The following is a 20,913-nucleotide window of genomic DNA, read 5'->3' on the forward strand; positions in this document are numbered from 1 at the left end:
TTCTCCTCATCTTCCTCACGGCGCGTTTCGCCGCGAGACGGAATTGGCACCTTCCCCACCTGACCTCGCGGTCGGCAGGAGGGTTGCCGGGACTTCAACGGGCCGTTCCCTCTGTCCCTCTGGATGAGCGCTGTGGCAACGGATCATGGATCCGCGCATTTGTCGGCGGACCGACCCCGGCATGCGATAGCCGTCCGCGTTGTTCAAGACTGTAACCGAAGGACCGGACGGGTGAGATAGCCGTCCGTACCGCGAGATGGATCACAGAGCCGCCCCGGATGCCCGGACCGGGGAGGAATTGGGCCCCTGCGAAGCAGGGCAGGAAACGGCCTTCACACCAGAACGAAAGACGCCCACATGATCGGGTACGCTGGCCAGCGTGCGGTGCGAGAACCAAGCTCCGCACGCGTGCTGATCGAGAACCAAGACGGCACACTCACCACCAAGCTTTGCCGTACCAAACCGGGCAGGTTTCGTCCCGGCTGGCGTTGATCGTGGAAGACCTGCCGGGTCGCTGACCCGCAGGCGGCGTGAGCCAGGAATCCCCCTGCGTCAGCTGGGGGAGGATTCAAATACAGGGAGTATCGACCGTGCTCGAAGAGGTCGAAAGCTGGCTGACCAGGCGTTCCTGGTCGGCCGCCGACCATCCGCCGGAGAGCGTGCGGGCCGCCGCCGGCGGTACGGGCGTGAGCGTCGTTCTACCGGCACTCAACGAGGCCGCGACCGTCGGCGACATCGTCGCCACGATCCGGCACGAGCTGATGGAGCGCATTCCGTTGGTCGACGAGCTGGTCGTGATCGACTCGGGCTCCACGGACGCCACCGCCGAGGTCGCCCGCCGCGCGGGCGCCCGGGTGGTCCACCGCGACGTGATCCTGCCCCGCCTCCCGGCCGTCCCCGGCAAGGGCGAGGTGCTGTGGCGGTCGCTCCTGGTGACCAGCGGCGACATCCTGTGCTTCATCGACGCGGACCTGAAGGACTTCTCGGCCGACTTCGTCTCCGGCATCGTCGGCCCGCTGCTCGCCCACCCCGAGGTGCAGTTCGTCAAGGCGATGTACGACCGCCCGCTCGGCGAGGCGGCCGGCCAGGGCGGCCGCGTCACCGAGCTGGTGGCCCGGCCCCTGCTGAACCTGCACTGGCCGCTCCTCGCGGGCTTCGTCCAGCCGCTCGGCGGCGAGTACGCCGTACGCCGCTCGCTCCTGGAGCGGCTGCCGTTCCCGGTCGGCTACGGGGTCGAGCTCGGCCTGCTCGTGGACGCGCTGCACACCGTGGGCCTCGACGCCCTCGCCCAGGTGGACGTCGGCGTCCGCGTCCACCGCCACCAGGACGGCCGGGCGCTCGGCCGGATGGCCGCCGCGATCTACCGCACCGCGCAGGTGCGGCTCTCCCGGGGCCATCTGGTGCGCCCCTCGCTGACCCAGTACGAACGCGGACCGGACGGGTTCGTTCCCCGCACGTACCCCGTCGACACGCAGGAGAGGCCGCCCATGTGCGAGATCGAGGAGTACGTGGCACGCCGCGCGGCCTGATCACGACCCCACGCCGTCCGGCTTCGTACGTTTGGACGGATCAGGTTCGGGCTAGATTCCGGCCATGGTCTCCGAGCACGCCCCCCAGCCCGCTGCCCAGGTCCTCGTCGCCTCCAACCGCGGCCCCGTCACGTACGCCGTGGGCGACGACGGCACCCTCGAAGCGAAACGGGGCGGGGGCGGACTCGTCTCCGGCCTCAGCGCCGTGGACGACAAGATGTGGGTCTGCGCCGCCCTCGGCGACGGCGACCGCGAGGCGGTGCGGCGGGGGGTCGGCGAGCCGGGTGTCCGGATGCTCGACATCGACGCCGCGGTGCACGCCGACGCGTACAACGGCATCGCCAACTCCGTGCTGTGGTTCGTCCACCACATGCTGTACCAGACGCCCGTCGAGCCCGTCTTCGACGCGGAGTTCCGCAGGCAGTGGGCCTCCTTCGAGACGTACAACCGGGCCTTCGCCGAGGCGCTGGCCGAGGAGGCGGGCGAGGGCGCGGCCGTCCTCGTGCAGGACTACCACCTCTCGCTGGTCCCCGGCATGCTCCGCGAGCTCCGCCCCGATCTGCGGATCGGCCACTTCTCGCACACCCCGTGGGCGCCCGTCGACTACTTCCGGCTGCTCCCCGACGACATCGCCGAACAGCTGCTGCGCGGCATCCTCGGCGCCGACCGCGCCGCCTTCCTGACCCGCCGCTGGGCGGACGCCTTCATCGGCTGCTGTACGGAGATCCTGGGCGGCACCGGCCGCACCCGCATCGGCGTCCACGGCCTGGGCGCCGACGCCGGATTCCTGCGCGGCCGCGCGCACGAGGCGGACGTGGACGAGCGGATGGCGGCCCTGCGCGAGCAGATCGGGCCCGACCGGAAGACCGTCGTCCGGGTCGACCGGACGGAGCTGTCCAAGAACATCGTCCGGGGCCTCCACGCCTACCGCACGCTGCTGGACGAGCGCCCCGAGTGGCGCGAACGCGTCGTGCACGTCGCCTTCGCCTACCCCTCGCGCCAGGACCTCGCGGTCTACCGGGAGTACACCGCGGAGGTCCAGCGGGTCGCCGACGCGATCAACAAGACGTACGGCACGGACGGCTGGACCCCGGTCGTCCTGCACGTCAAGGACGACTTCGCCCGCTCGCTCGCCGCGTACCGGCTGGCCGACGTCGCCCTCGTCAACCCGATCCGGGACGGCATGAACCTGGTCGCCAAGGAGGTCCCGGTCGTCTCCGACGAGGGCTGCGCGCTGGTCCTGTCGCGGGAGGCCGGTGCGTACGAGGAGCTGGGCGAGCACGCCTTCACGGTCAACCCGTACGACGTCTCGGCCACGGCCGACGCGCTGCACGAGGCGCTGACGCTCCCGGACGACGTGCGGGCCGCGCGCACGGAGCGCCTGGCCGAGGCGGCGACCGCGCTGCCGCCGCAGCAGTGGTTCCTGGACCAGCTGGACGCGCTGCGGCGCGATTAGGACGGGGCCTGGGCGATCCGGGCGGCGAGGTCCCGCAGGTACGCGACGACCTCGCCGGGCCCGGACAGGGCCAGGTCGGCGCGGGCGGCGAGCTCCGGCACCTCGGCGCTGCCGCTGCAGACGAGCAGCCCCGGGACGGCGTCCTCGTCCTGTGTCCGGAGCTTCTCCACGGCCGCGTACGCGGCGAGGTCGCCCAGGTCGTCGCCCGCGTACAGCACGGACGTCGCGCCGATCTCGCGCACGTACTCGGTGAGCGCGACACCCTTGTCCATGCCCGGCGGGCGCAACTCCAGGACCAGCCGCCCCGGTTCCACGATCAGCCCGTGGCGCGCGGCCAGCTCGCCGAGGGGCCCGCGCAGCGCGTCGAACGCGGCCTGCGGGTCGGCTGCGCGGCGGGTGTGCACGGCGAGGGCGTGGCCCTTGTCCTCGATCCAGGTCTCGTACTCCCCCAATACGCCGGGGAGTTCGGCGCGCACGGCCGCGACACCCGGGTGTGGGTCGGGGGCGTGCACGGCCCCGGTCACGGCGTCCCAGCGCTCGGCCCCGTAGTGCCCGAGCACGACGAGGTGGTCGAGCCCTTCCACTCCGGCGACCCCGGCAAACCGCACGGCGACGTCGGCGGGGCGCCCGGTGATCACGGCCACGGCCGCGACCTTCGGCGCGAGGGCGGCGAGCGCCGCCACGGCACCGGGGTGCGCCCGGGCCTGCTCCGGGTCCGGCACGATGTCCGCCAGCGTCCCGTCGAAGTCGAGCGCGACGAGGGCCTCGGCCGGCCGGGCGAGGATGGCGTCGAGTCCGGCACGGCCTGCGGTTGTCTGTGGGCTGCCCATGCGCCTGAGCGTATCCCCGCACCCCCTCGTCACGGGGGCGCTGCCCCCGTACCCCCGCTGCTCAATCGCCGCAGGGGCTTGATTTTCGCCTCCGCCGCCGCACATCTGCGGCGACGAGGGGCAAAAATCAGCCCCGCCGGCGCTTGAGGCGCGGGGCCCGGGGCGGCGCCCCGAAACCCACCCCGGCGCAAAACCAAGCCCCGCCGGCGCTTGAGGCGCGGGGCCCGGGGCGGAGCCCCGCAATCCAGCCCCTGCGGCGTTTGAGCAGCGGGGTCCGGGGCAGAGCCCCGGTTTCGGGAAGGGGCGGGGTGGGGAACAGGCCCGCCGCAGGCGCTGCGCTACCGCCGCCCCCGCCTGGCATCCCGGACGCGCCGAAGGCGGTTCACCGTCACCGGGTCCTCCTCGAGCGCCCGCCGGTCATCCAGCAACGCGTTCAGCAGCTGGTAATACCGCGTAGGCGACAACCCGAGCCGCTCCCGGATCGCCCGCTCCTTCACCCCCGCCCCCGCCCACGACTGCCGCTCCACCGCAAGCACCGCCCGATCGCGATCGGACAGCGGCGCGGACTCGGCAGGGCCGTTCGGGGGGTGGGCGGTCATATCAGCCAATATATGGCGCGCCCCGCCAACACGGAACGCGGAGGCTACTCCGCCGCCTCCGCCTGCGACGCATCCCGCGCGATCCGCTCCAGCACGCTCTGCGGGCTCGACCCCGGCTCCACCGCCTTGCCGATGTTCTCCTTGATCGACTCGCTCGCCGCCGCCCAGGACGTCTTGCCGAACGGGTAGAACTCCGACTCCGGCAGCGCCGCCAGGAACTGGTGCAGCGGCTTGTACTTCGCGTCGTCCTCCATCGCCGCCGACGCGCTGTTCGTGGGCGGCAGCAGGTCGTACATGTCGGCGAACTCGATCACGTTCTTGTCGGTGAACAGGTAGTCGAAGAACTTGCCGATCTCGACCCGGTGATCGTTCTGCTTGAAGCCCATGATCCAGTCGGCGACACCCATCGACCCCTCGGTGGGACCGTTCTCTCCGGGCAGCGGGACCATGCCGACCTGGACGCCCTGCTTCTGGGCCTCCTCCATCAGCGTGGGGTGGCCGTTGAGCATGCCGACCTTCCCCTTCGAGAACTCCTCGAACGCCTTGGCACGGTTCAGCTTGCCGGGGGCGACGGGACCGACGAGGCCCTTGTCCACGAGGTGCGCCTTCAGCCAGTCGAACGTCTTGACGTTCCCCTCGGAGGCGATGTCGTACGAGCCGACCTCATCGGTGTAGCCGCCGCCCCCGCTGAGCATCCACATCAGGGTCTCGGCCTGGGACTCCTCCGGCCCGAGCGGCAGCGCGAAGGGGTAGGACACCCCGCGCTGCTTGAGCGCGGCGGCGTCGGAGGCTATGTCGCTCCAGGTCTTGGGGGCGTCGAGGCCGGCCTGCGAGAAGAGCTTCTTGTTGTAGAAGAGCAGCCGGGTGGAGGCGACGAACGGCAGCCCGTACTGAATGCGGTTGACCTGCCCCGCGTCGATCAGCTTCGGCAGGAAGTTGGCCTGGGTGGGGATGCTCAGCATCTCGTCGGCGGAGTAGAGCTTCCCGGCCTTCGCATAGTCGGCGTAGGCGCCGATCTGCGCGATGTCGGGGGCCTTGCCGTCCTTGACCATCTTGGCGACCTCGCGGTCGATGTCGGTCCAGGGCAGGACGGTCACGTCGACCTTGATGCCGGGGTGGGACGACTCGAAGCCGCGGGCGACGTCGTCCCAGTACTTGTCGGACTTGTTCGCCGCGCTCGTGCCGTAGTCGGCCGCCACCAGCTTCAGTGTCACATCGCCGGAGCCGCCGCTCGTGCCGCAGCCCGACAGCGTCGCCGTCATCCCCAGTACGGCGACAGCCGCCGTCAGTCCCAAGTAACGCCGCTGCACAGCTCAGTCCGTCCTCGTCGATTGCCCTGCCCTCGGCTCCCGCATCCGCGCGGAGCACTCCGGGTGAGCTGCGATTTTCCCCGCCACCGGCATAGAGGTCTACACCACGGAGGTATCGCTTCCACAACGCAGCAGCATTGCACGGGGCCCTCGGCGGCTGCTAAGTAGGTCTCGACGCACGGGCCTTATTGGTCCAGACCTTTAACCGACGGTACGTCAGTTCTCGTACCGGTCCGCCCCGTCGCCCCGACCGCGCCCAGCCGCAAGGAGCCGCTCCGCATGTCGCGTACCGCATCTGAGATTGCCACCCAGCCCAGCTGCTGGCGGCGTGCCGCACAGGCGGGCGCGGAGTTCGAGGGGCTGCCGAAGCCGGGCGAGCGCGTCGCCGTCACGGGCTGCGGCACCTCGTGGTTCATGGCCATCGCGTACGCCGCCCTGCGGGAGGCCTCGGGACAGGGCGAGACGGACGCGTACGCCTCCTCGGAATTCCCGGCGGGGCGGCCGTACGACCGGGTCGTCGCGATCACCCGCTCCGGTACGACGAGCGAGGTGCTGGCGCTCCTCGGCGAGCTGCGCGGGCGGATCCCCACCGTCGCGCTGACCGGCGACCCGAAGACGCCCGTCATGGAGGCCGCCGACGCGGTCGCGGTGCTGGACTGGGCGGACGAGGAGTCCGTGGTCCAGACCCGGTTCGCGACGACCGCCCTCGCCTTCCTGCGGGCGGGCCTGGAGGCGGCCGGTCCGCTTCCGGCCGGCGTGAAGACCGTGGCCGAGGCGGCGGTCGACGCGGAGCTGGCGGTGACCGAGCCGCTGGCCGAGGCGGTGGTCGCGGCCGAGCAGTGGACGTTCCTGGGGCGCGGCTGGACCTACGGGCTCGCCCAGGAGGCCGGGCTGAAGATGCGCGAGGCGGCGGGCGCCTGGACCGAGTCGTACCCGGCGATGGAGTACCGCCACGGCCCGATCGCGATCACCGGTCCGAACCGGGTGGCCTGGGTCTTCGGCGCTCTGCCCGAGGGGCTGGCCGGCGAGGTCGCGGCGGTCGGCGGGACGCTCGTCGCCCACCGGACGGCGGACCCGATGGCCGACCTCATCCGCGCACAGCGGCTCGCGGTGGTCCTGGCCGAGTCGAAGGGGTACGACCCCGACCACCCGCGCAACCTCTCGCGCAGCGTGATCCTGCCGGAGTAGGGCCCGCACGGAAGGGGAACGGGCCCGGTATCGGGCAGGCGCCGGGCCCTTCCCGGGCGGCCTTCTCGACAAACCGGGCCCTTCCCCGTAACCGGTACCGGGATTTTGTATGGATGCGCAACAAACAGCACTAGTGGACTAGACCTTTTGGGGTCGCTCGGGCGAAACTGTTCCACGTGAAACACGTCATCGCCCTCGATGTGGGCGGCACCGGGATGAAGGCCGCACTGGTCGGGGCCGACGGCGCCCTGCTCCACGAGGCACGGCGCGCGACCGGCAGAGAGCGCGGACCCGACGCCGTCGTGGAGTCGATCCTCGCCTTCGCCGCCGACCTGCGCGCGTACGGCGAGGAGCACTTCGGCGAGAGCGCCCTCGCGGCCGGTGTCGCCGTGCCCGGCATCGTGGACGCGGAGAAGGGCATCGCCGTCTACGCGGCGAACCTGGGCTGGCGCGACGTACCCATGCGGCAGCTGCTCGGCGAGCGGCTCGGCGGTGTGCCCGTGGCGCTCGGCCACGACGTCCGCACCGGCGGGCTCGCCGAGGGCCGGATCGGCGCGGGCCAGGGCGCCGACCGCTTCCTCTTCATCCCGCTCGGCACCGGGATCGCCGGAGCCATCGGCATCGCCGGCGCGATCGAGGAGGGCGCCCACGGCTACGCGGGCGAGATCGGCCACATCGTGATCCGGCCGGACGGCCCGGACTGCGGCTGCGGCCAGCGCGGCTGCCTGGAGACCCTGGCCTCCGCCTCCGCCGTCAGCCGCGCCTGGGCGGCCGCGTCCGGCGACCCGAAGGCGGACGCCGCCGACTGCGCCAAGGCCGTCGAGTCCGGCGACCCGAAGGCCGTCGAGGTCTGGCAGAACGCCGTCGACGCGCTCGCCGCCGGACTCGTCACCGCGCTCACCCTGCTGGACCCGCGCACGCTCATCATCGGTGGCGGGCTCGCCGAGGCCGGGGAAACCTTGTTCACACCACTCCGTGCGGCCGTCGAGGAACGCGTCACGTTCCAGAAGCTGCCCCACATCGTTCCGGCGGCCCTCGGGGACACCGCCGGATGCCTGGGCGCAGGGCTGCTCGCCTGGGATCTACTCTCCACGGAGGTATCCGCCTGATGGCCGGACGCGCAGACAGCACCGTTCTCGCAGGGGCCCGGGTGGTACTGCCCACCGGCACCGTCGAGAACGGCCGGGTGACCGTCGAAGGCACCCGCATCTCCGGCACCCAGGCCGAGAACGCCCCGGTCCTGGACCTCTCCGGCCACTGGATCGTCCCCGGCTTCGTGGACATGCACATCCACGGCGGCGGCGGCGCGTCCTTCACCTCCGGCACCGTGGACGAGGTCCTCACCGGCGTCCGCACCCACCGCGAGCACGGCACCACCACGCTCGTCGCCTCCACGGTCACCGGCGAGATGGACTTCCTCGCCGAGCGCGCCGGCATCCTCTCGGAACTGGTCGAACAGGGCGACCTGGCCGGCATCCACTTCGAGGGCCCCTTCATCTCCCCCTGCCGCAAGGGCGCCCACAGCGAGGCCCTGCTGCGCCACCCGGACCCGGCCGAGGTCCGCAAGCTGATGGACGCGGCGCGCGGCACCGCCAAGATGTTCACCCTCGCCACGGAGCTGCCCGGCGGCATCGAGTCCGTACGGCTGCTCGCCGAGCACGGCGTCATCGCGGCCATCGGCCACACCGACGCCACGTACGAGCAGACCGTCGAGGCGATCGACGCGGGCGCCACCGTCGCCACGCACCTCTACAACGCGATGCCGGCCATCGGCCACCGCGCACCCGGCCCGATCGCCGCCCTCCTGGAGGACGAGCGGGTCACCGTCGAGCTGATCAACGACGGCACGCACCTGCACCCGGCCGCGCTCGAACTGGCCTACCACCACGCGGGCGCCGACCGTGTCGCCCTCATCACCGACGCCATGGACGCGGCCGGCTTCGGCGACGGCCGCTACCAGCTCGGCCCGCTCGCCGTGAACGTCGAGAACGGCGTCGCCCGGCTGGTCGAGGGCAACTCCATCGCGGGCTCCACCCTCACCCTGGACACCGCCTTCCACCGCGCCGTGACCATCGACCGCATCCCGGTCGAGGACGTGGTCACGTCCATCTCCGCCAACCCGGCGCGGCTCCTCGGCGTGTACGACAAGGTCGGCTCGCTGGAGCCCGGCAAGGACGCCGACCTGGTCGTTCTGGACGAGGAGTTCCGCCTCAAGGGCGTCATGCGCAAGGGCGAGTGGATCGTCCGCCCCGAGACCGCGACGAGCTGACTCCCACGTAACGAAGAGACGGCGGTTGGCCCCGAGGTCTGGGCCGACCGCCCCCTCTTTGGCATGATCGCCTGGGAAACCAGCACGGAAAGCGCGTTCCGGCAAGGAATCAGCGCGCAGCACGGAACGAACGCGAAGGGGCGGCCGCGGTGATCCTCACGGTCACGCTGAACACGGCACTCGACCTGACCTACTCCGTCCCCGCCCTCGTGCCGCACTCCAGCCACCGGGTCACCGACCTCTCCGAGCGCCCCGGCGGCAAGGGCCTCAACGTCGCCCGCGTCCTCACCGCCCTCGGTCACGACACCGTCGTCACCGGCTTCGCCGGCGGGGCCACCGGGACCGTCCTGCGCGACCTGCTCGCCGCGCTCCCCCGGCAGAAGGCCACCCTGACCGACGCGCTCGTCCCCGTCTCCGGCGACACCCGCCGCACCCTCGCCGTGGCCGACGCGGCCACCGGCGACACCACCCAGTTCAACGAGGCGGGACCGCACGTCACCGCCGACGAGTGGGCCGTCTTCCTCGACGCGTACGCCGGACTGCTGAAGACCGCCGACGCCGTCGCCCTGTGCGGCAGCCTCCCGCCCGGCATCCACGTCGGCGCGTACGGCGAACTCGTCCGGCTCGCCCGCACCGCCGGCGTCCCCGTCCTCCTGGACACCAGCGGCGAACCGCTGCGCCGGGGCATCGCCGCCCGCCCCGACCTGATCAAGCCGAACGCCGACGAGCTCGCCCAGCTCACCGGCTCCCGCGAGCCCCTGCGCGCCACCCGCGACGCCCGCCGCCGGGGCGCCCACGGCGTCATCGCCTCGCTCGGCCCGGACGGCATGCTCGCCGTCACCCCGGACGGCGTCTGGCGGGCCTCGCCGCCCGCGCCCGTCAAGGGCAACCCGACCGGAGCGGGCGACTCCGCCGTGGCCGGGCTGCTCTCCGGGCTCGTGGAGTCCCTGAGCTGGCCGGACCGGCTGCGCCGGGCGGTGGCACTGTCGACGGCGACCGTGCTGGCCCCCACCGCGGGCGACTTCGACCGCACGGCGTACGAGGAGCTGCTGCCGCGCGTCGCCATCGAGGAACACGCAGCGGGGGCGGCCTGAGCGCCGAGCCCCGCCCCGCACACCGGGCCCGCCCGCCGGGCCCGGAGAAACAACAGAGGTCAGCAATGCCGCTCGTCAGCACCGGTGAACTCGTCTCGGCCGCCCAGGCCCAGGGACGCGGGATCGCCGCCTTCAACGTCATCACCCTGGAACACGCGGAGGCCATCGCCACCGGCGCCGAACGCGCCGGCGCGCCCGCCATCCTCCAGATCTCCGAGAACGCCGTGAAGTTCCACGGCGGCCGGCTCACCGCCGTCGCCGCGGCCGCCGCCGCCGTCGCCCGGACCTCCTCCGCGCCGCTCGCCCTGCACCTCGACCACGTCGAGTCCGTGGACCTGCTCCACCAGGCCCACGACGAGGGCTTCGGCTCCGTGATGTTCGACGCGTCCAAGCTCACCTACGAGGACAACGTCCGGGCCACCGCCGAGGCCGTCGCCTGGGGTCACAAGCGCGGCATCTGGATCGAGGCCGAGCTCGGCAAGGTCGGCGGCAAGGAGGGCGAGGCCCCGCTCGACGCCCACGCCCCCGGCGTCCGCACCGACCCGGACGAGGCCGCCGCGTACGTCGCCGCGACCGGCGTGGACGCCCTCGCCGTCGCGGTCGGCTCCTCGCACGCCATGACCGAGCGCACCGCCGCCCTCGACCACGAGCTGATCGGCCGGCTCCGCGCCGCCGTCCCCGTCCCGCTCGTCCTGCACGGCTCCAGCGGCGTCCCGGACGACGAGATCCGCCAGGCCGTCGCCGCCTCCGGCATGGTCAAGATCAACGTCGGCACCGCCCTGAACACCGCGTTCACCGGCGCCGTCCGCGCCCACCTGGCCGAGAACACCACGGGCGTCGACCCCCGCAAGTACATCGCCCCCGGCCGCGAGGCCATGGCCGCCACAGTGGCCGGCTTCCTCGCCCTGATGGGCTGAGCGCACCGGGAAACGCGCTGGCCCCCTCGCCCGGAGGCGAGGGGGCCGGTAAGTCGTACGCCGTACGGTCAGCGGGTCTGGTGACCTGCCTTCAGCGACAGCTGGTCCAGGTTGGCGTCGCACTGATCGCCCTCGTTGCACGAGATCATCAGCGTGTTCTGGCCCTTGACGAGATTGACGTACGCGTACGTCGTGGTCCAGCCCTTCTCCAGATCGCCCTCGGGGGCGTTGGCGAAGTTCTTCATGTTGATGTCGCGCGGGTCCTCGGAGTTGACCGTGAGCGAGGTCTTGGCGTCCTTGCCCGGCACGCCGTACGTCACGAACAGCGTGTACTCGCCGTCCTCCGGCACGTCCACCGTCCAGGTCGCGGAACGGCCCACCTCGTTGAGGTTGATGTACTGCCCGTTCGCGCTCTTGGCGCCCTTCACGGAGTTGTCGAGCTGCGCCGTGCCGCCCAGATGCAGCGAGGCCGCGTCCTGCTTCGGGAGCTCCGCCGGGGCCGAGGCGGACGGGGACGTCTCCGGTGTGGGGGACTCCTCGACCTCCGAGCCGGGCTCCTGCGAGGAGTTCGCCTCGGCCTTCTTGTCCTTGTCGCCGTCGCCCGTCATCAGCGCCGCGCCGATGCCGACGAGCACCACCGCGACGACCGCGACCGCCGCGATCAGCAGGCCCTTGGTGTTCGGGCCGCCCTTGCCGGAACCGCCGCCGCGACCGCCCTGCTGCGGCACCTGCGTGGTGGCCGCGCCGCCGGGATACGTCTCCGGAGCGGCGTACTGCGGGCTGGGCTGACCGTACTGGCCCTGGGGCGGCGCCTGCGGCGGGTAGCCGTACCCCTGCTGCGGCGGCCCCTGCTGCCCGTACTGGCGCTCGCCGACGGTCCGCACCTGGTTGTACGAGGTCCGGGGCACACCCGGCTGGGCGGCGGGACCCGGGTAGCCGTAGCCGCCCTGCCCCGGCGGCTGCGCACCGGCCGCCTGCCCGTCCGCGTAGAGGTAGCCGAACGGATCGTCGTCCTCGGGTGTGCTCGCGCCGTTGTTCCCGGCCATCCCTGGGTCACTCCTCACCATGTCGTCAGCCGTCGCCGAATAGCGCCGGCCGTCGCCGACCGGCCGAGCCTACCTCGGATGGCCGATGTCAAGAATTGACGAGGACCTCGACGGGAACCCGGACGGGGACGCGCGGAAGAACGTCAGCCGGCTCTGCGGTGAACCTTCGACCGCGACCGCTTCTCCACGTACATCCGCTGGTCGGCGGAGCGCAGCACCTCTTCCGCGGTCATCCCGCAGGCCGCCCAGCCGATGCCGAAACTCGCCCCCACTCGCACCGCGCGCCCATCGACCCGAATGGGCGGAATGATGGCATTTCGCAGGCGAACGGCCAGGTCAGCGGCGTCCGCCGCGCCCAGGCCGTCCGCGAGGACGACGAATTCGTCACCCCCGAGCCGGGCGACGGTGTCCCCGTCCCGGACGCAGGTGGTCAGCCGGCGGGCCACCTCGATGAGCACCGCGTCACCGGTGTGGTGCCCGAAGCGGTCGTTGATCGACTTGAAGCCGTCCAGGTCGCAGAAGAGGACCGCGAGTCCCTTCGCCCCGTCGTCCCGCGATGTGTCCGGCGCCACGGCGTGCACATGGTGGTCGAAGGGGTGCGCACCCGGACCGCCGACCGGGTAGTGCCCCCGCGTCTCGTCCACGTCCCCGTACGCCGCGTCCACCGCCTCCACGTCCGTCGTCGCCGCCGCGTCCGGGCGGGCGCACAGCCGGGCGCCGAGCCGGGTCCGCAGCTCCGCGCTGTTGGGCAGCCCGGTGAGCGCGTCGTGCGAGGCGCGGTGCGCGAGGTTCAGCTCATGGCGCTTGCGCTCCTCGATGTCCTCCACGTGCGTCAGCAGGAAGCGCGGCCCGTCCGCCGTGTCCGCGACGACGGAGTTCCGCAGCGACACCCACAGATAGGAGCCGTCCCGCCGGCCCAGCCGCAGCTCGGCCCGGCCGCCCTCGGCGGAGGTACGGAGCAGGGTGCCGATGTCCTCGGGGTGGACCAGATCGGCGAAGGAGTAGCGGCGCAGCACCGACGCGGGGCGGCCGAGCAGCCGGCACAGCGCGTCGTTGGTCCGCAGCAGCCGCCCCTGCTGGTCGCCGCCCAGCTCGGCGATCGCCATGCCGCTGGGGGCGTACTCGAATGCCTGGCGGAAGGATTCCTCACTGGCCCGGAGCGCCTGCTGCTCGCGCTCCAGCCGGACCAGGGCCCGCTGCATGTTGGCCCGGAGCCTGGCGTTGCTGATCGCGATGGCGGACTGCGAGGCGTACATATGGAGCGCCTCGCGGCCCCAGGCGCCCGGGCGGCGTCCGTTGCGCGGCCGGTCGACGGATATGACGCCGAGGAGGTCCGCGCCGCCGCCGGACGCGTACATCGGGGCGTACAGCCGGTCCTGGGGGTGCCACTCGTCCTCGAAGCGGGGCTCCGGGCCCTCCGTGTGCCACTGCGGCACGTCGTCGTCGAGGAGGACCCAGCCCTCGGTGTGCGGTATGAACCGGAGCCCGTCCCACGCCTCGCCCATGAGCAGCCTGCGCTCCCAGGAGGCGCGGGAGCCGACCCGGCCGGTGATCAGGGCCTCGGCGGCGTGGTTCCCGGCGAGGGCGGCGACGACGAGGTCGCCGTCGGGACGGACGAGGTTGACGCAGGCAAGCTCGTAGCCGAGATTGGCGACGATCCCGTCGGCCACGGTCTGCAGTGTGTCGGCCAGGCTCCGCGCCGTGTTGAGATCGGCGACGGCCTGGTGCAGCTGCCGCATCGTCGCGAGACGGACATAGGGCTCCGACTCGGCGTCCATCGCTCGCACTCCCCGAGACCTCGACAGCACTCCAGAATTCATATCGACGTACGTGACGTACTTACTGCAGTGTCACGGCCACTGAATCACAGTGAGCTGTACACCCGGTACACAGGGTCAGCAAATATTGCACTCTGTGACTCAAGTCACAAACGAGCGGGAAGAGGTCAGGGCAGGTCAGAGGGGTGACGGAACCGGGCGGTCCTAGGACCCGGCTGGTCCCCTGGCCCGATGCGGGGGCGCGTGGGGCGCGGCTAGCGTTCCCTGTGTGTTGCAGACGAAACCCCCCACCCCGCGTACCGAGCCCGTCCCCCATGCTGAGGGGGTGAGCAACGAAGAGTTCCGTGCCGCCCTGTCCCGGCTGGCGGCCGGCGTGGTGCTGGTCACCGCCCAGGAGCCGCCGCTCGACGAGAGCGGGCGCGGTGAGGACGTCGGCATGACCGCGACCGCCTTCATGTCCGTGTCCCTGGACCCGCCGCTGGTCATGGTGAGCCTGCGCAACGACTCCCGGATGGACGACCTGCTGGCGGAGCAGCCGCTGTGGGCGGTGTCCGTGCTGGCGGAGAGCCAGCGGCACATCGCGGGCCGGTTCGCGATGAAGGGCCGGATCAGCGACCGACTGCTCTTCGAGGACATCCCGTACGTACGCGGCGAGGTCACCGGTGCCCCGCTGGCGGGCGGCGCGCTCGCGACGCTGGAGTGCCGCACCGAGCAGCGGGTGGTCGCGGGCGACCACACCCTGGTGATCGGCCGCGTGCTGGGGGCGCGGGTCCCGAGCGGGGACGGCGGGCCGCTGACGTACTTCCGGGGGAAGTACCGGCAGCTGGGCTGAGCCGAGGGGGCCGGGGGCCGCGGGCCGTCGCGCCGGATCGAGGGGCCGGGCACGGGGACCGCCCTACCAGTCGCGCCCCGAGCGACCCCGTTTCGTGTCGCCGCGCTGTTTCTTCTCGCGCAGCCGTCGTTCGTTGATCCCGCGGGGGATCTTCTTCTTCACGCGCGGCCTGGGCGGCGGGGCGGACGCCTCGGCCAGGAGGGCCGCGAGGCGTACGGCGGCCGTCTCGCGGTTGCGCCACTGCGAGCGGTGCTCGGACGCGCGTACCGCGATCACACCGCCGGTCAGCCGGCCCGCCAGCCTTTCCAGCGCGCGTTCCTTCCACACCTCGGGCAGCGCCTCGGTGGCCGCGAGGTCGAAGCGCAGCTCGACCTGCGAGTCGCTGGTGTTGACGTGCTGGCCACCGGGCCCGGAGGAGCGCGAGAAACGCCACATGAGCTCGGCCTCCGGCAGGGAGACCGAACCTCGGATGACATAGGGCCCGGACATGACACCCATGTTCCCCGCCCCACCAGCTGTTCGTCACCTCTTTTTGCGCCGCCCCGGCTCCCCTTCGGTAAAGAAAGCAAAGGCGGGCGGAACCTCTCGGTCCCCTGTCGGCGTTATGACCTGTGACGGTAGCTTCGTGACCGCGAAGCCCGCACCCGACAGATGAAAGGGACTTCCCATGGCAGTAAGCCTGTCCAAGGGCGGCAACGTCTCCCTCACCAAGGAGGCCCCCGGCCTCACCGCCGTCACGGTCGGCCTCGGCTGGGACGTCCGTACCACCACCGGCACCGACTTCGACCTCGACGCCTCGGCGATCGCGGTCAACACGGGCGGCAAGGTCTACTCCGACGGCCACTTCGTCTTCTTCAACAACAAGGCGACCCCGGACCAGACCATCGTGCACACCGGTGACAACCTCACGGGTGCCGGCGAGGGCGACGACGAGCAGATCAACGTCAACCTGGCGGGCCTGCCGGCCGACGTCGACAAGATCGTCTTCCCGGTCTCCATCTACGACGCCGAGACCCGCAGCCAGAACTTCGGCCAGGTGCGCAACGCGTACATCCGCATCCTCAACCAGGCCGGCGGCGCCGAGATCGCCCGCTACGACCTGAGCGAGGACGCCGCCACCGAGACCGCCATGGTCTTCGGCGAGCTGTACCGCAACGGCGCCGACTGGAAGTTCCGCGCCGTGGGCCAGGGCTACGCCTCCGGCCTGCGCGGCATCGCGCAGGACTTCGGCGTCACCCTCTGACGCCACCAAGCCCTCACAAGGAGCCCCCGGCCGAACGTCTGCGGCCGGGGGCTCCCGTGTGTCCGGAGATCCGGTCACGCCTGGTCGAAGGCCGCCGGATAACGGACATGACAGCCCCTCAGTCGGACAAGAACTGGTCAAAGAAATGTGAGGCATTTGTTGGTACACCGTCAATAACGCCGATTCGGTGGCAGGCTCCCGGCTCGTAACCCCCCACGGAACGAGCAACGGAGTTTGCATGACCCCCCACATGAACACCCGTCGCGCCGCAGCCCTGGCCGCCGTGGCCGCGATGGTCGTCGTCGGAATGCAGACCGGTGCGGCGAACGCCCACCCGAACACCCCCGGCGACTCCTCCTCCGTCTCCGCCACTCCGGCCTTCGGCACCGCCTCGGCCCGCACCGCCGCCATCGAGTCCGCCCAGTCCGACGCCTCCTCCACCGCCTCCGCGCTGAAGCTCGGCGCCAAGGAGAAGCTGATCGCGCGTGACGTGATCAAGGACGCCAAGGGCACCGTCCACACCCGCTACGAGCGCACCTACGACGGGCTGCCCGTCCTCGGCGGCGACCTCGTCACCCACACCGCCGCGAGCGGCAAGCTGAAGAGCGTCACCAAGGCGACCACCGCCCGCATATCCGTGCCGTCCACCACGCCGAAGATCAAGACCGCGGCGAGCGCCCGCAAGGTGATCTGGGCCGGCGACGGCACCCCCGTCCTCGCCCTGGAGTCCATCAAGACCGGCGTCCAGAAGGACGGCACCCCCAGCCGCAAGCGCGTCATCACCGACGCCACCACCGGCAAGGTCCTCCAGAGCTACGAGGAGATCGAGACCGCCGGCGTCGGCAACAGCCAGTACAGCGGCAAGGTCGACCTGTCCACCACCGCGTCCGGCTCCGGCTTCGAGCTGACCGACGGCGACCGGGGCGGCCACAAGACGTACGACCTCAACCAGGGCGAGAGCGGCACCGGCGACCTCGTCACGGACGACGACGACACCTGGGGCGACGGCACCGGCAACGACCGCCAGACCGCCGCCGTCGACGCCCACTACGGCGCCGCGCAGACCTGGGACTTCTACAAGTCCGCCTTCGGCCGCGACGGCATCGCGGGCGACGGCAAGGCCGCGTACTCCCGGGTCCACTACGGCGACGCGTACGTCAACGCCTTCTGGGACGACAGCTGCTTCTGCATGACGTACGGCGACGGCGCCGACAACAAGAGCGCGCTCACCGCCCTCGACGTCGCCGGCCACGAGATGAGCCACGGCCTCACCTCGTCCACCGCCAACCTCAACTACTCCGGCGAGTCCGGCGGGCTCAACGAGGCCACCAGCGACATCCTCGGCACCTCCGTCGAGTTCTTCGCCGACAACGCGACCGACGTCGGCGACTACCTCATCGGCGAGAAGATCGACATCAACGGCGACGGCAGCCCGCTGCGCTACATGGACAAGCCCAGCAAGGACGGCGGCTCGGCCGACTACTGGGACAGCGGCGTCGGCGACCTCGACGTCCACTACTCCTCCGGCGTCGCCAACCACTTCTTCTACCTGCTGTCCGAGGGCAGCGGCGCGAAGACCGTCAACGGCGTCGACTACGACTCCCCGACCTCCGACGGCTCCACCGTCACCGGCATCGGCCGGGACAAGGCCGTCCAGATCTGGTACAAGGCCCTGTCCGAGTACATGACCTCCACCACCGACTACGCGGACGCCCGCACCGCCACCGAGAGGGCGGCGACCGACCTCTACGGCGCCGACAGCGCCGAGCTCAAGGCCGTCGACGCGGCCTGGAGCGGTGTCAACGTGAAGTAACCCGTACGCGGGGAGCGGGAGCCGGTCAGCCGTCCGCGGCGGGCCGGCTCCTGCCGTACAGCCACGCCTTCCACAGGTCCGACAGGTCCTGGCCCGTCTCCTCCTCCACGTACGCCGTGAAGTCCGCCGTCGACGCGTTGCGGTGCCGGTACTTCTTCGTCCAGCCCCGCAACAGCGCGAAGAACTCCTCGTCGTCGTCCACCGCCTCGCGGATCTTGTGGATGACCATCGCGCCGCGCCCGTACACCGGATCGTCCGAGATGGCGGCGGCGGACGGCGGATCGGCGGGCGGGAACGCCCAGTTGTCCTCGTCCTCGTAGGCGTCCTCGAACGACTCCTCGGCCGGGGTGTCGTTCTTCTCCTCCTCCCACAGCCACTCCGCGTACGTCGCAAGGCCCTCGTTCAGCCACATGTCGCGCCAGCTCTCCGGCGTGACCGAATCACCGAACCACTGGTGCGCCATCTCGTGGACGAGCAGCCCGACGCTCGGCGGGCCGGGGAAGAAGGGCCGGTTCTGCGTCTCCAGCGCGTACCCCGCGTCGTCCTTCCGGTCCACGATCGCGCCCGTCGCGGAGAACGGATACGGACCGAAGTGCTCCGCCTCCCACGCCACGACCTCCGGGACCCGGGCGACCGTCCGCGCGCTCGCCTTCGCCACCTCCGGGTCCACGGCCGTGAACACCGTGATGCCACCGGCCATCGTGGACGTCTTCGTCTCGAATTCCCCGATGGCCAGGATCGCGAGATAGCTCGCCATCGGCTCGGCGGTGTGCCAGCGGAAGGTCGTGCGGCCCTTCTCCGTGACCGGCGGGCCCGCCATGACCCCGTTGGAAACCGCCGTCAGCCCCTTCGGGACGGTGACCGTCAGGTCGTACGCGGCCTTGTCGCTCGGGTGGTGATTGCCCGGGAACCAGGCCATCGAACCGGTCGGCTCACCGAGGGCCAGCGCCCCGTCGTCGGTCGGCAGCCAGCCCTCCTCGGACTCGTCCGGGTCGGTGATCGTCTTCGGCGATCCGGAGTAGCGCACGACGGCACGGAACGTCTCGCCCTTGCGCAGCCGGTCCTCGACCTTCGCGTCCGTACGGAGCGTCAGCTCGTTGCCCGCCCGGTTCACGGCGGCCGGACGCCCCTCCACGGTCGCCGAATCCACCGTCAGGCCGGCCAGGTCCAGATTGAACGAGCTGAGGTCCTGCGTGGCGCGCGCGGTGATCTCCGCCGTCCCGCGCAACGTCTGCTCGTCCGGGTCCACATCGAGCGTGAGGGCGTAGTGCGTCACGTCGTAGCCCCCGTTGCCCAGCTTCGGGAAGTACGGATCGCGCACCCCGGCCGCACCCGGCTTGCCCTCCACCCCGCCCGTGCAGGCGGGCGCGAGGAGCGCGAGGGCGAGCAGGGGGAGGGCGGCGCGGGCCACCCTTCGGCGTGCCGGGGTTCGATGATCCACACCGATGATCCTATGTGCGGAATGTCGTAATCCGGGGGTGGTGCGCCGGGCTCACAGCACCGCGATCCCCAGCGGCCGTACGCCCGCCGCCAGACGGACCGGGGGCGTCTTCCCGTCGAGGGCGACGACTGTGATGCCCTTCCAGTAGCCGTCCCGGGTGAAGCCCTTGCGCGGGGCGGGCGCCTGCGCGGCGGGCGCTCACCGCGGGCCCCCGCCGTCCGGCGCCTCCGCGCCGCGCGCGTCCCGCAGCAGCGCCGCGATCCCCGCGAACCCGCGCCGCTCCGCGTGCTCCAGGGCGGTCACCCCGTCGCCGTCCGGCAGCCCCGGCGTCGCGCCCGCCGCGAGCAGCAGCTCCACGATCTCCTGGTGTGCCCGGCCGCCGTCGCCGAGGATCACGGCTTCCAGCAGGGCGGTCCAGCCCAGCCGGTTGACGTGGTCGACGTCGATGTCGGTGGCCCTCAGCAGCTCCCGTACGTACGCGACATGACCGCGCTCGCTCGCCGGGATCAGCGCGATCCCGCCGAACCGGTTCCGCAGCTTCAGATCGGGACCGGCGGGCAGCAGGACGCGCAGCATCTCCACGCTGCCCGTGACGCCGGTGGCCAGCCAGGGGCTCTCCTCGCGCCGGTCCTGCGCGTCCGGGTCGGCGCCCGCCGCGACGAGCAGCCGGGCGGTCCCGACGTGGTCCCCGTGGACGGCCAGGAGCAGCGGAGTGCGCAGCTCCTCGTCGCGGGCGTCGACCCGGGCGCCGCCCTCGATCGCGGTCCGCACTCCGGCGGTGTCGCCGGTGCGCGCGGCGTCGAGCAGCTGGTGATCGAGGGCGTTCATGTCCGTCTCCCGGGAGGTGTGCGCGTAGGTACTACTTGGCGAGGGCGGCGACGCCGGCCTGCGCGAACTTCTCGTCCAGGTCGCCGCTCGGGGCGCCCGCGACGCCGATGCCCGCCACCGGGGCACCCTTGACCTGCACGGGGGCGCCGCCCGCGAGGAACAGCGTGCCAGGGATGTCCTTCAGGTTCGGGGCCTGGGCGAGCCGCTTGGCCAGCTCGGAGGTCGGGGCGTTCCACGACACGGCGGTGTACGCCTTCTTCTCGGCCGACTCGTACGCCTGCGGGCCCGAGCCGTCGCCGCGCAGGGTCAGGATCGTGTTGCCGTTGCGGTCCACCACCGAGACCGCGACGCGCTGGTTCTCCTTCTTCGCCGCGTCCAGGGCGCCCTTCGCGGCCTTCGTCGCGGCGTCGAGCGTCAGGTGCGTCGTCTGCTGGAGGTTGCGGTCAGCGGTGTCCGCCTTGACGGTGGTCGCGGGGGCGGCGGCGGGGGTGGACGCGTTCGCGGACATCGCGCCGAAGGTGCCGGCCCCGAGGGCGGCGGCGGCGACGGTACCGGTCAGGACACGGGTGCGCAGCGACATCTTCTTCATCAGGGGCTCCTCAGCGGGGGGGCGGAAGCGGGTGGTTCCCGCGTCCTGCATCCATCGTTGGCCCGGAACCGGCCCCGGACGGTCGTCGTACCGGCTCGACCCGGCGCCCGGGACGGCTGACGTCCCCATCGGCCGATCGGTTGATGCGCGG

The 20,913-nt window shown here is 71.8% G+C and carries 19 protein-coding genes and 1 riboswitch; of the genes, 10 read left to right on the plus strand and 9 right to left on the minus strand.

Annotated features, from left to right (window positions below; genetic code table 11):
• Positions 1–3 precede the first annotated feature (3 nt).
• Positions 4–130, minus strand: a riboswitch (SAM riboswitch).
• Between the two features lie 460 nt (positions 131–590).
• Together ACIQZN_RS17815 and ACIQZN_RS17820 are read left to right on the plus strand one after the other, a co-directional pair.
• Complete coding sequence (locus ACIQZN_RS17815) at positions 591–1,529, plus strand: glucosyl-3-phosphoglycerate synthase (protein WP_403994164.1); 939 nt, start codon at positions 591–593, stop codon at positions 1,527–1,529.
• Between the two features lie 64 nt (positions 1,530–1,593).
• Complete coding sequence (locus ACIQZN_RS17820; RefSeq protein ID WP_403994167.1) at positions 1,594–2,985, plus strand: trehalose-6-phosphate synthase; 1,392 nt, start codon at positions 1,594–1,596, stop codon at positions 2,983–2,985.
• On the opposite strand, the gene otsB is transcribed toward ACIQZN_RS17820, so the two are convergent.
• From otsB to ACIQZN_RS17835, 3 genes are all read right to left on the minus strand, one after another.
• The gene (otsB, locus tag ACIQZN_RS17825) at positions 2,982–3,815 is read right to left on the minus strand and encodes a trehalose-phosphatase (protein WP_403994170.1); all 834 of its coding nucleotides are present in this window, start codon (positions 3,813–3,815) and stop codon (positions 2,982–2,984) included. The genes ACIQZN_RS17820 and otsB overlap by 4 nt on opposite strands.
• A 338-nt stretch (positions 3,816–4,153) precedes the next feature.
• Entirely contained in the window at positions 4,154–4,414 is a 261-nt protein-coding gene (locus ACIQZN_RS17830) for a DUF3263 domain-containing protein (RefSeq protein WP_403994173.1), read from the minus strand.
• Between the two features lie 44 nt (positions 4,415–4,458).
• Entirely contained in the window at positions 4,459–5,676 is a 1,218-nt protein-coding gene (locus ACIQZN_RS17835) for an ABC transporter substrate-binding protein (RefSeq protein ID WP_403994175.1), read from the minus strand.
• A gap of 327 nt (positions 5,677–6,003) precedes the next feature.
• On the opposite strand from ACIQZN_RS17835, the gene ACIQZN_RS17840 reads away from it, so the two are divergent.
• The 5 genes from ACIQZN_RS17840 (at position 6,004) to ACIQZN_RS17860 (ending at position 11,192) form a co-directional block, all read left to right on the plus strand.
• Entirely contained in the window at positions 6,004–6,912 is a 909-nt protein-coding gene (locus ACIQZN_RS17840; protein ID WP_403994178.1) for an SIS domain-containing protein, read from the plus strand.
• Between the two features lie 215 nt (positions 6,913–7,127).
• Positions 7,128–8,021 (plus strand): ROK family protein, encoded by an 894-nt coding sequence (locus tag ACIQZN_RS17845; protein WP_403994493.1) that lies wholly within the window; start codon positions 7,128–7,130, stop codon positions 8,019–8,021.
• Positions 8,021–9,181, plus strand: coding sequence for an N-acetylglucosamine-6-phosphate deacetylase (gene nagA, locus ACIQZN_RS17850; protein ID WP_403994180.1), 1,161 nt, complete (start codon positions 8,021–8,023; stop codon positions 9,179–9,181). The genes ACIQZN_RS17845 and nagA overlap by 1 nt, the downstream gene beginning before the upstream one ends.
• Before the next feature lie 149 nt (positions 9,182–9,330).
• A complete protein-coding gene (locus ACIQZN_RS17855; protein WP_403994183.1) occupies positions 9,331–10,275 on the plus strand; it encodes a 1-phosphofructokinase family hexose kinase in 945 nt (314 codons plus the stop codon).
• A 65-nt stretch (positions 10,276–10,340) separates the two neighbouring features.
• Positions 10,341–11,192, plus strand: coding sequence for a ketose-bisphosphate aldolase (locus ACIQZN_RS17860; protein WP_403994186.1), 852 nt, complete (start codon positions 10,341–10,343; stop codon positions 11,190–11,192).
• Between the two features lie 68 nt (positions 11,193–11,260).
• On the opposite strand, the gene ACIQZN_RS17865 is transcribed toward ACIQZN_RS17860, so the two are convergent.
• Positions 11,261–12,238, minus strand: coding sequence for a carbohydrate-binding protein (locus tag ACIQZN_RS17865; RefSeq protein WP_403994189.1), 978 nt, complete (start codon positions 12,236–12,238; stop codon positions 11,261–11,263).
• A 143-nt stretch (positions 12,239–12,381) separates the two neighbouring features.
• Entirely contained in the window at positions 12,382–14,016 is a 1,635-nt protein-coding gene (gene cdgB / locus ACIQZN_RS17870; RefSeq protein WP_403994192.1) for a diguanylate cyclase CdgB, read from the minus strand.
• Positions 14,017–14,341: 325 nt separating this feature from the next.
• Here cdgB and ACIQZN_RS17875 point away from each other — a divergent pair, with 325 nt between their 5' ends.
• A complete protein-coding gene (locus ACIQZN_RS17875) occupies positions 14,342–14,848 on the plus strand; it encodes a flavin reductase family protein (RefSeq protein ID WP_403994194.1) in 507 nt (168 codons plus the stop codon).
• A 63-nt stretch (positions 14,849–14,911) separates the two neighbouring features.
• Here ACIQZN_RS17875 and arfB read toward each other — a convergent pair whose 3' ends face one another.
• On the minus strand, positions 14,912–15,346 hold the full coding sequence (gene arfB, locus ACIQZN_RS17880) for an alternative ribosome rescue aminoacyl-tRNA hydrolase ArfB (RefSeq protein ID WP_403994197.1): 435 nt from the start codon (positions 15,344–15,346) through the stop codon (positions 14,912–14,914).
• Between the two features lie 169 nt (positions 15,347–15,515).
• Between arfB and ACIQZN_RS17885 the strand changes: the two genes are divergently transcribed.
• Together ACIQZN_RS17885 and ACIQZN_RS17890 are read left to right on the plus strand one after the other, a co-directional pair.
• A complete protein-coding gene (locus ACIQZN_RS17885) occupies positions 15,516–16,091 on the plus strand; it encodes a TerD family protein (protein WP_330313017.1) in 576 nt (191 codons plus the stop codon).
• 238 nt (positions 16,092–16,329) lie between these two features.
• The gene (locus ACIQZN_RS17890; RefSeq protein ID WP_403994200.1) at positions 16,330–17,904 is read left to right on the plus strand and encodes a M4 family metallopeptidase; all 1,575 of its coding nucleotides are present in this window, start codon (positions 16,330–16,332) and stop codon (positions 17,902–17,904) included.
• A 25-nt stretch (positions 17,905–17,929) separates the two neighbouring features.
• On the opposite strand, the gene ACIQZN_RS17895 is transcribed toward ACIQZN_RS17890, so the two are convergent.
• The 3 genes from ACIQZN_RS17895 to ACIQZN_RS17905 all read right to left on the minus strand — a co-directional run bounded on the left by ACIQZN_RS17895 (position 17,930) and on the right by ACIQZN_RS17905 (position 20,762).
• Entirely contained in the window at positions 17,930–19,345 is a 1,416-nt protein-coding gene (locus tag ACIQZN_RS17895; protein WP_403994203.1) for a M1 family metallopeptidase, read from the minus strand.
• 198 nt (positions 19,346–19,543) lie between these two features.
• Positions 19,544–20,173, minus strand: coding sequence for an ankyrin repeat domain-containing protein (locus tag ACIQZN_RS17900; protein WP_403994206.1), 630 nt, complete (start codon positions 20,171–20,173; stop codon positions 19,544–19,546).
• Between the two features lie 31 nt (positions 20,174–20,204).
• Positions 20,205–20,762 (minus strand): heme-binding protein, encoded by a 558-nt coding sequence (locus tag ACIQZN_RS17905; RefSeq protein WP_403994208.1) that lies wholly within the window; start codon positions 20,760–20,762, stop codon positions 20,205–20,207.
• Positions 20,763–20,913 lie beyond the last annotated feature (151 nt).

It is taken from the genome of Streptomyces sp. NPDC097595, from assembly GCF_044761525.1.
GTDB lineage: Bacteria > Actinomycetota > Actinomycetes > Streptomycetales > Streptomycetaceae > Streptomyces > Streptomyces drozdowiczii_A.